14 protein-coding genes are annotated in these 13004 nt (G+C 69.3%); 7 read left to right on the forward strand and 7 right to left on the reverse strand.

The genetic code is table 11. From position 1 onward, the window contains the following. Nucleotides 1-180 carry a hypothetical protein gene (locus KF910_RS04680; RefSeq protein WP_292259147.1) on the reverse strand — a complete coding sequence of 60 codons (180 nt, stop codon included), beginning with the start codon at nucleotides 178-180 and terminating at the stop codon, nucleotides 1-3. 2 nt (nucleotides 181-182) lie between these two features. After that, complete coding sequence (hppD, locus tag KF910_RS04685; protein WP_292259149.1) at nucleotides 183-1286, reverse strand: 4-hydroxyphenylpyruvate dioxygenase; 1104 nt, start codon at nucleotides 1284-1286, stop codon at nucleotides 183-185. 179 nt (nucleotides 1287-1465) lie between these two features. Here hppD and KF910_RS04690 point away from each other — a divergent pair, with 179 nt between their 5' ends. The 3 genes from KF910_RS04690 to KF910_RS04700 are packed head-to-tail and all read left to right on the forward strand — an operon-like array spanning nucleotide 1466 to nucleotide 3204. After that, nucleotides 1466-2044 carry a YqaA family protein gene (locus KF910_RS04690; RefSeq protein ID WP_292259151.1) on the forward strand — a complete coding sequence of 193 codons (579 nt, stop codon included), beginning with the start codon at nucleotides 1466-1468 and terminating at the stop codon, nucleotides 2042-2044. A gap of 43 nt (nucleotides 2045-2087) precedes the next feature. Continuing rightward, nucleotides 2088-2630 (forward strand): disulfide bond formation protein B, encoded by a 543-nt coding sequence (locus KF910_RS04695; RefSeq protein ID WP_292259153.1) that lies wholly within the window; start codon nucleotides 2088-2090, stop codon nucleotides 2628-2630. Further along, nucleotides 2620-3204: a demethoxyubiquinone hydroxylase family protein gene (locus KF910_RS04700; protein WP_292259155.1), complete on the forward strand. Its 585-nt coding sequence runs from the start codon at nucleotides 2620-2622 to the stop codon at nucleotides 3202-3204. The genes KF910_RS04695 and KF910_RS04700 overlap by 11 nt, the downstream gene beginning before the upstream one ends. 66 nt (nucleotides 3205-3270) lie before the next feature. Here KF910_RS04700 and KF910_RS04705 read toward each other — a convergent pair whose 3' ends face one another. Genes KF910_RS04705 through dusA form a run of 4 tightly spaced genes read right to left on the reverse strand, consistent with a single transcriptional unit; the run spans nucleotide 3271 to nucleotide 7465 of the window. After that, nucleotides 3271-4224, reverse strand: a complete 954-nt coding sequence (locus KF910_RS04705; protein ID WP_292259157.1) for an alpha/beta fold hydrolase — start codon at nucleotides 4222-4224, stop codon at nucleotides 3271-3273. A gap of 22 nt (nucleotides 4225-4246) precedes the next feature. Next, nucleotides 4247-6169 carry a threonine--tRNA ligase gene (gene thrS / locus KF910_RS04710; protein WP_292259158.1) on the reverse strand — a complete coding sequence of 641 codons (1923 nt, stop codon included), beginning with the start codon at nucleotides 6167-6169 and terminating at the stop codon, nucleotides 4247-4249. A gap of 3 nt (nucleotides 6170-6172) precedes the next feature. After that, on the reverse strand, nucleotides 6173-6421 hold the full coding sequence (yidD, locus tag KF910_RS04715; protein ID WP_292259457.1) for a membrane protein insertion efficiency factor YidD: 249 nt from the start codon (nucleotides 6419-6421) through the stop codon (nucleotides 6173-6175). A gap of 42 nt (nucleotides 6422-6463) precedes the next feature. Next, nucleotides 6464-7465, reverse strand: coding sequence for a tRNA dihydrouridine(20/20a) synthase DusA (gene dusA / locus KF910_RS04720; RefSeq protein ID WP_292259159.1), 1002 nt, complete (start codon nucleotides 7463-7465; stop codon nucleotides 6464-6466). Nucleotides 7466-8559: 1094 nt separating this feature from the next. On the opposite strand from dusA, the gene trmB reads away from it, so the two are divergent. Next, complete coding sequence (gene trmB, locus KF910_RS04725) at nucleotides 8560-9252, forward strand: tRNA (guanosine(46)-N7)-methyltransferase TrmB (protein ID WP_292259160.1); 693 nt, start codon at nucleotides 8560-8562, stop codon at nucleotides 9250-9252. Here trmB and KF910_RS04730 read toward each other — a convergent pair. Next, nucleotides 9236-9748: a biotin transporter BioY gene (locus KF910_RS04730; RefSeq protein WP_292259161.1), complete on the reverse strand. Its 513-nt coding sequence runs from the start codon at nucleotides 9746-9748 to the stop codon at nucleotides 9236-9238. The two genes, trmB and KF910_RS04730, sit on opposite strands and share 17 nt — an antisense overlap. A 177-nt stretch (nucleotides 9749-9925) precedes the next feature. On the opposite strand from KF910_RS04730, the gene rimP reads away from it, so the two are divergent. The 3 genes from rimP to KF910_RS04745 are packed head-to-tail and all read left to right on the forward strand — an operon-like array spanning nucleotide 9926 to nucleotide 12957. Then, on the forward strand, nucleotides 9926-10525 hold the full coding sequence (gene rimP, locus KF910_RS04735) for a ribosome maturation factor RimP (protein ID WP_292259162.1): 600 nt from the start codon (nucleotides 9926-9928) through the stop codon (nucleotides 10523-10525). Continuing rightward, nucleotides 10525-12276: a transcription termination factor NusA gene (nusA, locus tag KF910_RS04740; protein ID WP_292259164.1), complete on the forward strand. Its 1752-nt coding sequence runs from the start codon at nucleotides 10525-10527 to the stop codon at nucleotides 12274-12276. Before rimP ends, nusA begins: the two co-directional genes overlap by 1 nt. 18 nt (nucleotides 12277-12294) lie before the next feature. Then, on the forward strand, nucleotides 12295-12957 hold the full coding sequence (locus KF910_RS04745; RefSeq protein WP_292259165.1) for an RNA-binding protein: 663 nt from the start codon (nucleotides 12295-12297) through the stop codon (nucleotides 12955-12957). The last annotated feature ends 47 nt before the right edge of the window (nucleotides 12958-13004 follow it).

Genomic DNA, 13004 nt, shown 5'->3' on the forward strand with positions numbered 1-13004 from the left:
TCACCGCCTGTGATGCAGGCGCTTCCAGACGCGATAGGCGACGATGGGGGCGAAACCGCAGACCAGGGCGGCGGCCAGAACCGTCCAGAAGCCGCCCCCCAGCCAGTATTCGCCCGCCAGGGCCCCGGCCGCGGCGGCCGCGACCGGCCCCAGCCAGGGCAGCCAGTGCGGCGGCCGCATCCTCAGGCGTCGACCTTGATGACGCCGCGGCGGATCTGGTCCAGCTCGATGGAATCGAACAGGGCCTGGAAATTGCCGTTGCCGAAGCCCTCGTTGCCCTTGCGCTGGATGATCTCGAAGAAGATCGGGCCGAACATGTCCTGGGTGAAGATCTGCAGCAGCAGGCCCTCCTCGTCCGAACCGTCGATCAGGATGCGGTTCCTGCGCATCCGCTCCACGTCCTCGCCGTGACCCGGCAGGCGTTTGTCGATCAGTTCGAAATAGGTCTCGATCGTGTCCTGGAAGGCGACGCCGCGCGCCTTCATCGCCTCGACCGTCTCATAGATGTTCTCGGTCGTCAGGGCGATGTGCTGGATGCCTTCGCCATTGTAGCGGCGGATGAATTCCTCGATCTGGGAATTGTCGTCCTGGCTTTCGTTCAGGGGGATGCGGATGGCGCGGTCCGGCGCGATCATGGCCTGGGAGAACAGGCCGGTCGCCTTGCCCTTGATGTCGAAATACTTCTGCTCCTCGAAGTTGAAGACCGAGTTGTAGAAGCTGGACCAGGTGCGCATCTGGCCGCGGCGGACGTTGTGGGTCAGGTGGTCCAGGATCTCCAGTCCCATGGAGTTCTTGCGCTCGGCCTCTTCCCAGCCCTCGATCTCGTCCCAGCCGTCATACAGCGAACCGGCGTCGCCGTACTGATCGACGACATACAGCAGGCTGCCGCCGATGCCCTGCAGCACATAGGGATAATCGCCGCCCAGGGCGCCGCCGGCCGCGCCCTCGGCCGCGCGGGCGCCGCGGGCCAGGGCGCCCTCATAGGCGGCCTTGGCGTCGTTGGTGCGGAAGGCCATGCCATTGGCCGAGGGGCCGTGGTCGCCGGCGAAGTCAGCCGCCTGGCCCTTGGGCGCGCGGTGGACCAGGAAGGAGATGTCCCCCTGTTTCAGCCGGACGACGCCGGTTTGGGGGTTCACATGGGTCTGGGTGAAACCCATCAGCTCCAGCTGGGCGATCATCGCCTTGGGGTCGGGGCCGGTGAATTCGACGAATTCGAAACCATCGACGCCCAGCGGGTTTTCCTGGTCCAGCCGGGCCGCGGCGTCGTTCTGGGGCGCGTCGTGCATGGGGGCGTCTCCTGATCCTGGGGGCGGCCGGAACCGCCTTTCGGCGCGGAACCTAGTCATCCGAGGCCCTCAAGCCAAGACAAGGCCGATGACAGGTTCGTGGAGTCGCAGGCGCGCTTCGCCGGATGCGCGCGCCTGCGCCCCCTGCTACAGGCCTTGAACGCCATCACGGATCGCCGATGCTCCGCAAACTTTACGACTGGGTCTTCTCCCTGGCCCGCAGCCGCCACGCCACCCGCACCCTGGCGGTGATCTCCTTCGCCGAAAGTTCGGTCTTTCCCGTTCCGCCCGACGTGATGCTGGCGCCGATGATCCTGGCGCGGCCGGAACGGGCCTATTTCTACGCCGCCGTCTGCACCGCCGCCTCGGTGGCGGGGGGAATCCTGGGCTATGTGATCGGCTATTTCCTGTCCGACGTGGGCCAGTCCATCCTGACCTGGCTGGGCAATCCCGAGGGTCAGGCCCAGTTCGAGGCCTGGTTCGACCGCTGGGGCCTGTCGGTGATCCTGGTCAAGGGGCTGCTGCCGATCCCCTACAAGCTGGTGACCATCAGCGCCGGCCTGGCCCATTTCAACTTCGCCGTCTTCGTGGCGGCCTCGATGGCGACGCGCGGCGGGCGGTTCTTCCTGGAGGCCTGGATCCTGCGGCGCTGGGGCCCGGCCATGCTGCGGATGGTGGAGAAACGCCTGGCCCTGTGGGCTTGCATCGGCCTGGCGGTCTTCATCGCCGGATTCGCCGCCGTGAAGCTGATGCACTGACCTGATCGACGCCGCCGCAAGGCCGGGCTAGAAAGGTTTTCCCATGATCGGCCTTTACCGCCTCCTGACCCGCTGGTGGACCGCCTTCGCCCTGGCGGCCTCCCTGGCCATGCTGGGCGCCGCCCACGCCTTCGAACGGTTCGCGGGCCTGGCGCCGTGCAACCTGTGCCTCAAGCAGCGCGAGGTCTTCTGGGGCGCGGCGGTCATCGCCCTGATCGCCACCCTATGGGCCCTGGTCAGCCGCGCCAGCCGGGGGACGCCGCGCATCGCCGCCTTTCTGCTGGCCGCCGTCTTCGCCACCGGCGCCGTCACCGCCGCCTTCCACGCCGGAGGCGAGATGAAGTGGTGGTCCCTGCCGGCCGCCTGCGCCGCCGGTTCGGGCGGGATCAGCCTGGACAGCCTGACCGCCCTGGCGCTGGGCACGGGGCCCGCCCCGCGCGTGGCCATGTGCGACGCCGTGGTCTGGCGCTTCCTGGGCCTTTCGATGGCCAGCTGGAACGCCCTGATCTCGGCCTTGCTGGCGGTGTTCAGCCTGCTGGCCGCCAAACGGCCCAAGGATGCGAGGGCCCCGCGCCATGTCGACTGAGCCGACCGCCGCCGCCCCTGCGCCCCGCCTGGCCCGCCCCGGCCGGGGCGAAGGCCGACGCCGCATGGCCGAGATCCTGCGGGTCGATCACGCCGGGGAATACGCCGCGGTCCAGATCTATCGCGCCCAGCGCGCGGTCTTCGAAGGCCGCAAGGGCCGTGACGCCATCAGCGCCGACATGGCCGAGATGGAGGCCCAGGAACAGGTCCACCTCAGCCGCTTCGACGCCCTGCTGAACGACCGCCAGGTGCGGCCCACGGCCATGATCCCCCTGTGGCGTCTCGCGGCCATCGGCCTGGGCGCCGGGACGGCCCTGATCGGCGAGAAGGCGGCCCACGCCTGCACCGAGGCGGTCGAGAGCGTGATCGAGGAACACTATGCCGATCAGGTCGCCGAACTGACCGAGCGCGATCCCGACCTGGCCGCCGAGCTGGAGCGGTTCCGCCAGGAGGAACTGGCCCACCACGACCACGCCATCGCCCACGGCAGCCGCGAGGCGCCCGCCTACCGCCTGCTCAGCGCCGTCATCAAGGCCGGCTGCAAGGCCGCGATCAAGATCAGCGAGAGGGTCTAAACCATTTTCGGTTCAGTCGGAATCGACTGAACCCAGATATTCGCTCTAGGCGGCCTCCGCCGACCGTCAGAGATCGGACAGGAAGTCCAGCAGCAGGCGATTGACCGCCTCGGGCCGTTCCTGCTGCAACCAGTGGCCGGCACCGGGGATGATGTGCGATCCGCGCAGGTCCGGCGCCCAGTCCCCCAGACTGGCCTCGTGACGGCCGGCGTAGTGGCGCACCGGGTCGGTTTCGCCGACCATGAACAGGGCCGGGACGGTGATCCCGAGGCCCTGGGCGAAGGCCGTCAGCGACCAGTTCAGGTCCAGGCAGCGATACCAGGCGAAGGCCGGGCCGAAGCCGGTGCGGCGGAAGGCCTCGACATAGCGGGCGAAAGTCCCGGGCGTCATCGACGGCGGCAGGGGGGCGTCGTCCGGCAGGGTCTGAAGCAGGCTGCGCCCCGGCGGAATGAACCCTGTCGCGCGCGGCGTCGGCGCCCCGTCATAGGCCCAGAAGACCTTGCGCAGGGCCGTTTCCGGGTCGGCGTCGAACTCGGCCTGAGCCGCCGCCTCCTGAAAGCGCGCGATATAGAGGTCGCCCAGCCCGGCCTTCCGGGTGATGGCCTTCATCGCCGCGATGGGCGGGCCGCGATCCGACCGCGGCTGGAACGGCACGCTCAGCCCGGCGACGGCGCGGAAGACGTCGGGCCTCAAAAGGGCGCAGTGCCAGGCGACCGGTGCGCCCCAGTCGTGGCCGACGACCACCGCCCGGGTCTCGCCCAGGGCCTGGACCAGGGCGACCATGTCCCCGACCAGGTGCAGGATCGAATAGGCCGCATCGCCCTCCGGCCGGTCGGTGCCGCCATAGCCCCGCATGTCCGGCGCCACGACGCGATAGCCGGCCCCGGCCAGGGCCTCGATCTGGGCGCGCCAACTGAGGCCCAGTTCGGGAAAGCCGTGGATCAGCACGACCAGAGGCCCGGTCCCGGCCTCGATCACCGACTGGTTCAGGGTGGCGGTGCGCAGGACGTGGGTCTTCATAGGCCGCCTTCCGCCGGCAGGGTCAGGGCCGAAGATCCGGCGGCGTGGCTTCGGCGGTCAGGACGGCGATGGCCTCCTCGATCGTCAGCACCTCCTGCGCCTGGTTGCCCAGGCGACGGATGGCGACCTTGCCCTCCTCGGCCTCCTTGCGGCCGACGACGGCGATGACCGGAACCTTGGCGACGGAGTGTTCGCGCACCTTGTAGCCGACCTTCTCGTTGCGCAGGTCGGTCTCGACCCGCAGGCCGGCGGCGCGGAATTTCCCGGCGACGGCCTCGGCATAGGGATCGGCGTCGGAGGTGATGGTCGCCACCACCGCCTGGGTCGGCGCCAGCCACAGGGGGAAGGCCCCGGCATAGTTCTCGATCATGATGCCGATGAACCGTTCGAACGACCCCAGGATGGCCCGGTGCAGCATGACCGGCCGGTGCTTCTGGCCGTCCTCGCCGACATATTCCGCGCCCAGCCGCTCGGGCAGGACATAGTCCAGCTGGATCGTGCCGCAGGTCCATTCGCGGCCGATGGCGTCCTTGACGATGAAGTCCAGCTTGGGCGCATAGAAGGCGCCGTCGCCCGGCGTCACCACCGGCTCGGTCCCGGCGGCGCGGGCCGCCTCGGCCATAAGGGCCTCCGCCTTGTCCCAGAATTCGTCCGTGCCGGCGCGCACCTCGGGCCGGGTGCCCAGGCTGATGTAGGCGGTTTCCATGCCCAGGTCGGCATGGACGCTGCGCGCCAGTTCGATGAAGGCCGCCGTCTCCTCGACGATCTGGTCCTCGCGGCAGAAGATGTGGGCGTCGTCCTGGGTGAAGCCGCGCACCCGCATCAGGCCGTGCAGCGAACCCGACGGCTCATAACGGTGGCAGGCGCCGAACTCGGCCATGCGCAGCGGCAGTTCGCGATAGGATCTCTGGCCCTGGTCGAAGATCTGCACATGGCCGGGGCAGTTCATGGGCTTCAGCGACAGGGTCTCGCCCTCGACCGTCTCGCACACGAACATATTGGGGCGGTATTTGTCCCAGTGGCCCGAAGCCTCCCAGAATTTGCGGTCCAGAACCTGGGGCGTCTTGACCTCAACATAGCCGGCCCTGGTCAGGCGGCGGCGCATATAGGCCTCGATCACCTGCCACAGCACCCAGCCCTTGGGGTGCCAGAAGACCATGCCGCGGCCTTCCTCCTGCATATGGAACAGTTCCATCTGCCGGCCGATGCGGCGGTGATCGCGCTTCTCGGCCTCTTCCTGCCGCTGCAGATAGGCGTCCAGATCCTCCTTGGTCGCCCAGGCGGTGCCATAGATGCGCTGAAGCTGCTCGCGCTTGGAATCGCCGCGCCAATAGGCGCCGGCCAGCTTGGTCAGTTTGAACGCCTTGCCGACGTGTTTGGTCGAGGGGAAGTGCGGCCCCCGGCACAGGTCCAGCCAGTCGCCCTGTTTGTAGACGGTGATGGTCTCGGTCTCGGGCAGGTCGCGGATCAGCTCGGCCTTGAACTTTTCGCCCCGCGCTTCGAAGAAGCGGATGGCCTCGTCCCGGTCCCAGACCTCGCGTTCGAACTTGGCGTCGCGGTCGATGATGCGGGCCATCTCCTTCTCGATGGCGGCGAAGTCGTCGGTCGAGAAGGGCTCGTCGCGGGCGAAGTCGTAATAGAAGCCGTCCTCGATGGCCGGGCCGATGGTGACCTGGGTGCCGGGAAACAGGGTCTGCACCGCCTCGGCCAGGACGTGGGCCGTGTCGTGGCGGATGGTGTACAGCGCCTCGGGATCGTCACGGGTCAGAAGGCGGAAGTCGCCGCCTTCTTCCAGCGGCCGGTTCAGGTCGCGCTGCTGGCCGTTCAGCTCGGCCAGCACGACGCGCTTGGCCAGGCTGGGCGAGATGGAGGCGGCGACGTCGCGGGCCGTGGCCGTGGCCGGGAATTGGCGCACCGCGCCGTCGGGGAACTTCAGGTCGATCATGATTCAGTCTTCAGCCGGAGGCGGCGGGACCGGATCGTATCCCGATCCGCCCCAGGGGTGGCATTTACAGACCCGACGCGCCGCAAGCCATCCCCCCCGCACCGGCCCGTGCCGGATCAGGGCCTCGGCGGCATAGTCGGAACAGGTCGGCATGAACCGGCACGACTGGCCGATCAGTGGCGACAGCGTCAGCTTGTAGGCCCGATGGGCCGCGCGCACGCTGCGTTCGTAAAGGGCGCCGGGGGAGGCCATGGCCATCGGCTTATCCGCCGGTCCAAGCGCGGGCAACCGGCTTCAGGCCGCCTGGCGCCGCGCCTCGGCCTCGCGCACGGCCTCGACGGCGCGGTCCACCACCTCCAGCCCGGCGCCGGGCCGGATCGCCTCGACCGTCAGGATGCGGCGGAAGGCGCGGGCGCCGGGCCGGCCGTGCATCAGACCCAGCATGTGCCGCGTCATCGCCGGCAGGGCGGTCCCGGCCTCCAGCCGCGCGGCCATATAGGGACGATAGCGGTCCAGGGCCGTCCACGGATCGATGTCCGGCCCGGCCTCGCCGAACAGCCGCCGGTCGACCTGACCCAGCAGGGCCGGTTCGTGATAGGCGGCGCGGCCCAGCATGACGCCGTCCAGCCGCACCCCGTCGCCGGCGTCGGCCAGATGGGCCTCGGCCTGGTCCAGATCGGCGATCCCGCCGTTGATGCAGACGGTCAGGTGCGGCCGCTCGCGCTTCAGTCGGCGCACCAGGGCGTAGTCCAAGGGCGGGACGTCCCTGTTCTCCTTGGGCGACAGCCCCTTCAGCCAGGCCTTGCGGGCATGGATGATGAAGGTGGTCACCCCGGCGGCGGCGCAGGCGTCCACCGTGGCGAACAGGCTCTGTTCCGGATCCTGGTCGTCGACGCCGATGCGGCATTTGACCGTGGCCGGCACGTCGACCGCCTCGCGGATCGCGGCCATGCAGTCGGCCACCAGCCCCGGTTCTTTCATCAGGCAGGCGCCGAACCGGCCCGACTGCACCCGGTCGGACGGGCAGCCGACGTTCAGATTGATCTCGTCATAGCCGCGCTCGGCGCCGATCCGCGCCGCCTGGGCAAGCTGATCCGGTTCGGACCCGCCCAGCTGCAGCGCCACCGGATGTTCGATCCCGTCGAAGCCCAGCAGCCGCTCGCGGTCGCCATGGATCACCGCCGGCGCGGTGACCATTTCGGTGTAGAGCAGCGCCCGCCCGGTCAGGGCGCGATGGAACGCCCGGCAATGCCGGTCGGTCCAGTCCATCATGGGGGCTATGGAAAATCTGCTCATCACATACAGACTTATTGGGCAAACCGGTCCGTTGCGGGCTGGGCCGACCCACCGATATTTCATGCGGTCAAGGGGGAGCTGTGTGCAATAGCACGCTCCGAGCCCCTCCGCAGGCGTATGTTGCGGCGGACCTTCGATTTCTGAACCTCCAGGCTCGTTCCGTCAGCCTCCGGCCCCCATCCGTTGTCGACCGCCCTAGGCTCGCGACGCGGTCGCTCGCGGCTTGAGGGCGGAATTGGCGGCGTCTTCGCCAGCCTGGATGCTTGCGAAGTTCGGGAAGGCGGCGGAGCGTCGGGCCTTCGCCCGGCTGGATTGGGCATTCGATGCCGTGTTCGGCGAGAGGTCTGACGCTCCGCGCGGAGGGTTTCCACGAGCTCGGGGCGGGCGCCGATCTTTTCGGCTACTCCCGGTGGCCCGCGGCGGGCGGGGAGGTCCAACGAACCCCTCCCGGAACGGCCAGAGTAACCCCCTCGACCCTCCCTCGATCGCCGGACCCGTCGCCAATGACTGTCCGATCCGACGACCGCAGGCCTGTGTGTGTGAACACGCAGCCCCGCTTCCTCCGCTCCCGCCGCCGCGAAGTCGCTGGCCTCGCGGCCTCCCCATGCGACGGGACCTGGGGAGTATAGGGCCGTTCCCAGCCCAGGCGTGTGGGATGGGGCTGGCGGTGGGGATTAGTAGGCGGGATCAGGAAGTTGGGTTCCCTGGCGCGCACAGTTGGCGTTCCTGACCCCTCTCCCGATGGGAGAGGGAGGGACCCGCCGCCTGGCGGCGGGAGGGTGAGGGTCGGGTGTATGCGATCCGCCGCCAGCCGACCCTGACCCTTTGACGCTTCGCGCCGCCCTTCGGGTCGGCCAAGTCGCATCGCTGCGCTCTGCGGGCCTCAAGCCCTCTCCCAGCGGGAGAGGGAAAGGGGGACGTCGGAGAGGTAGGGGGTCCCCCGGCCTCCCCCGGCTTTCGCCGGGGTCGCCGGAGGATGACGGAGGGAGAGAGGGCGCGTGGGGCCCTCTCCATCGCTTCGCGGTTCCCCCTGAGGGGGGGAGGATCGCGCGGCTGGCTTCTCGGGGAGCGGGAGACGGGCTAAGGGACGGCCGATGTCTTCCGATCCTGCCGACCATCGCCCCCTGCGGACCTTCGGACGCATCAAGTCGCGGCCGATCAAGCCGCGGCAGGCGGCCCTGTTCGACACCCTGCTGCCGTCCGTGGCCGTGCCGGACCCCAGGGCCGGGCCGGTCGATCCGCGCGCCCTCATGCCCCAGGCGACCGAGGCCTGGCTGGAGATCGGGTTCGGCGGGGGCGAGCATTTGGCGGCCCAGGCCGAGCGCAATCCCCAGGCGGTCATCATCGGCTGCGAACCCTTCCTGAACGGGGTCGGCTCGCTGTTGCGGCATATCGACGAGCGGGGACTGAAGAACGTCCGCGTCCACGCCGACGACGCCCGGGCGGTGGTGGACGCCCTGCCGGACGCCAGCCTGGACCGGGTGCTGATCCTGTTTCCCGATCCCTGGCACAAGGCGCGGCACAACAAACGCCGGCTGGTGCAGGACGAATTCGCCGGCGAACTGGTCCGGGTGCTGAAGCCCGGCGGGGCCCTGCGGTTCGCCACCGACTGGGCCGACTACGCCGACTGGGCGCTGGAGCGGTTCGCCCGCACGCCGGGACTGGAGCGGATCGGTGATGTCGAGGACTGGCATGCCGCGCCCGCCGACCATGTGGTCACCCGCTATGAGGAAAAGAAGCTGGGCGACGTGGCGCCCATCTTCCTGGAGTTCAGGCGGGTCGCCTGAACCGTTCGCGCGCCATCAGGACGGCCACGACCAGGGCCGACTTGACCACCGCCCCGATCAGGAAGGGGGCGGCCCCGTCGCGCACCGCCGCCCCAGGCCCCACGAACCGCGCCAGCCAGGCCGCGCCAAGGGCCAGGATCAGCAGGTGCAGGACCGAAAGCCACCCGACGCCCAGCCAAGGCCGCGTCAGCCAATCCTTCCGTGCGGCCCATCCGGCCAGGCCCGCCGCGATCGGGAAACTCCACAGATACCCGGCCGTCGGACCCCACAGGGCCTGGGCGCCGCCGCTCCCGTCCGAGAAGACCGGCAGGCCCAGGGCGCCGGCCGCCAGATAGGCCAGGACGACCAGGGTCCCCCAGGCCGGACCCAGCCAGGCCCCGGCCAGCAGGACGGCGAAGGTCTGCATCGTCATGGGCACGGGAACCATGGGAACCGCGACCTGGGCGGCCAGGGCGATCAGCAGGACGAAGGCGGCGATCTGAAGGGCGCGGATCATGGCCCCGCTTGTGCGGCCGACGAAGGGGGCTGACAAGCCGTCTCGAAGGGCCTATATCGCGCCTCACATCGTTAGACCGGCGTCCTAACGGCGCCGTTTGAAGCGGCGGCCCGGACGGCCCGCCGCTTTTGTTTTGCCCCCGGCGCCCCGAGTGGCGGCCGGACCCGAGAGAGACCCTTGCGCGCCAAGACCGCCGAAGACCGCGCCCTGCTGGAGCTGCTGGACCCCGTGGCGGAGTCCGTCGGCCTGGACATCGTGCGCATCCGCCTGATGGGCGGGACCCTGCGCCGGCGGCTGCAGATCATGGCCGAACGGCCCGCCGACCACGACATCTCGGTCGAGGAATGCGCCCGTCTGAGCCGCGCGGTCAGCGAGGTCCTGGACGCCGCCGATCCGATTTCCGGAGAATATCTGCTGGAGGTGTCGTCGCCGGGCATCGACCGGCCCCTGACCCGGCCGGTGGATTTCGACCTGTTCGAAGGTTTCGAGGCGCGGCTGGAGACCGACCGGATGGTCGAGGGCCGCAAGCGCTTCAAGGGTGTCCTGGCCGGGGTGGAGGACGGAAACGTCGCCATCGACCTGGACGGCGAGGAGGACACCGCCCTGATCCCGTTCGACTGGCTGGCCGACGCCAAGCTGGTCATGACCGACGCCCTGCTGAAGCGCGGCGCCGAGATCCGCGCCCGGCGCGGCGAACCCGAAGATGACGGCCTGCCTTCCGAAGGGCCTTCACCCCTGAACACCAACACGACTTCGACGTCCGAGGACAAAGCCTGATGGCCGCTACCGGTATTTCCGCCAACCGCCTGGAACTGCTGCAGATCGCCGATGCGGTCGCGCGCGAGAAGATGATCGACCGCGAGATCGTCATCGAGGCCATCGAGGAGGCGATCCAGAAGGGCGCCAAGTCGCGCTATGGCGCCCATCACGACATCCGCGCCAAGATCGACCACAAGACCGGCGAACTGGCCCTGACCCGGCACGTCACCGTCGTCGCCGACGACTGGCAGCCGGAAGACGAGCTGGAAGAGTTCAACGACAGCGCCATGGTGCGCCTGAAGGACGCCCAGAAGCGCGACCCCGAGGCCGAGGTCGGCAAGGAATATGTCGAGGAGCTGCCGCCGTTCGAGTTCGGCCGGGTCCAGACCCAAATGGCCCGCCAGGTGGTGACCGGAAAGGTCCGCGAGGCCGAACGCGCCAACCAGTACGAAGAGTTCAAGGACCGCGTCGGCGAGATCGTCAACGGCACGGTCAAGCGCGTCGAATACGGCAACACCATCGTCGATCTGGGCCGGGGCGAGGGCGTGATGCGCCGCGACCAGTCGATCCCGCGCGAGGTGTTCAACATCGGCGACCGGATCCGCACCTACATCTATGACGTCCGGCCCGAGGCCAAGGGTCCGCAGGTGATGCTGAGCCGCGCCCATCCGGGCTTCATGGCCAAGCTGTTCGCCCAGGAGGTGCCGGAGGTCTATGACGGGGTGATCGAGATCCGCGCCGCCGCCCGCGACTCGGGCTCGCGCGCCAAGATGGCGGTGCTGTCGAACGACAGCTCGATCGATCCGGTCGGCGCCTGCGTCGGCATGCGCGGCAGCCGTGTCCAGGCCGTGGTCGCCGAGCTGCAGGGCGAGAAGATCGACATCATCCAGTGGAACAACGACGAGCCCACCTTCATCGTCAACGCCCTGGCCCCGGCCGAGGTGTCCAAGGTGGTGCTGGACGAGGAAGCCGGCCGCGTGGAAGTGGTGGTGCCGGACGAGCAGCTGTCGCTGGCCATCGGCCGTCGCGGCCAGAACGTGCGCCTGGCCAGCCAGCTGACCGGCTGGCAGATCGACATCATCACCGAGGCCCAGGATTCGGAACGCCGCCAGAAGGAGTTCACCGAACGCACCGCCCTGTTCCAGGAAGCCCTGGACGTGGACGAGGTGATCGCCCAACTGCTGGTCACCGAGGGCTTCGCCACGGTGGAGGACCTGGCCTATGTCGAAGGCTACGAGATCTCGGACATCGAGGGCTTCGACGAGGAGACCGCCGAGGAGCTTCAGGCCCGCGCCCGCGACTTCCTGGACAGGCAGGCGGCCGAGCAGGACGCCAAGCGCAAGGAACTGGGCGTCGAGGACGGCGTGCTGGAGGTGCCCGGCGTGACCCTGCCGATCGCGGTCGCCCTGGGCGAAGGCGGCGTCAAGACGGTCGAGGACCTGGCCGACCTGGCCACCGACGAGGTGCGCGGCGGCTATGAGATGCAGAACGGCGAACGGGTGAAGGTCGCCGGGGTGCTGGAAGCCTTCAACCTGTCGCAGGAAGACGCCGAGATGCTGATCCTGCAGGCGCGGGTGGCGGCCGGCTGGATCGACGCCTCCGAACTGCCCCAGCCCGAGCCCGAGCTGGAATACGAAGAGGAATACGCCGAGGGCGAATACGACCCCGAGGCCGTCTTCGCGGCGCCGGACGCCGAGGCCGGAGACGAGGCGCAAGCCGATGCCGACGACGTCGCCGACGAGGGCGACCTCGAACCCTCAGACGCGTGATGGAGGCCAGGACCGTCCATGCCGCCGCGCGAAGGAGCGATCGATAGGGAGCGCCGCGACCTGGTCAGCCGCCAGGTCATGGATGAATCTCGCCTGATCCGCTTCGTCGCCGGGCCGGACGGTTCGGTGGCTCCCGACCTGGGGCGCAAGCTGCCGGGCCGCGGCCTGTGGGTGGCGGCCGACCGCGACTCGGTCCGCACGGCGGCGTCCAAGGGCCTGTTCGCGCGCGCCGCCAAGGCGCCGCTGAAGGCCGCGGCGGACCTGGACGAGACGGTCGAGACGCTGCTGGTCCGGCGCTGTCTGGACCAGCTGGGTCTTGCCCGGCGCGAAGGCGTGCTTATCTCGGGCTTCGAAAAGGCCGCCGCCGCGATCCGATCGGGTCGCGCCGCCTGGCTGATCGAGGCGTCGGACGGCGCCGCCGACGGGCGCGGCAAGCTGCTGGGCCTGGCGCGTCACCAGACGACGCGGGTGTGCGGCGCCTTCACCGCCGAAGATTTGGGTTTGGCCCTCGGGCTGGAAAATGCGATACACGCCGTCCTGCCTGCGGGCGGGCGAGCCGATCGCTGGACCTTCGAGGTCGAACGACTGGCGGGATTTCGACCGCTTCTGCCCCTCGCCTGGGGACAGGATGCGACAGAAGCCCCGAATAGGGACTTGGACGGGCGGGGTTCTGCTCCCTGATCGGGGGCGGGGCGCCGCACGGCTTTTTGTGTTTGAGGACTGTGGGC

Origin of the sequence: Brevundimonas sp. (assembly GCF_019636155.1) — a bacterium.
In the GTDB taxonomy this organism is placed as follows: Bacteria; Pseudomonadota; Alphaproteobacteria; order Caulobacterales; family Caulobacteraceae; genus Brevundimonas.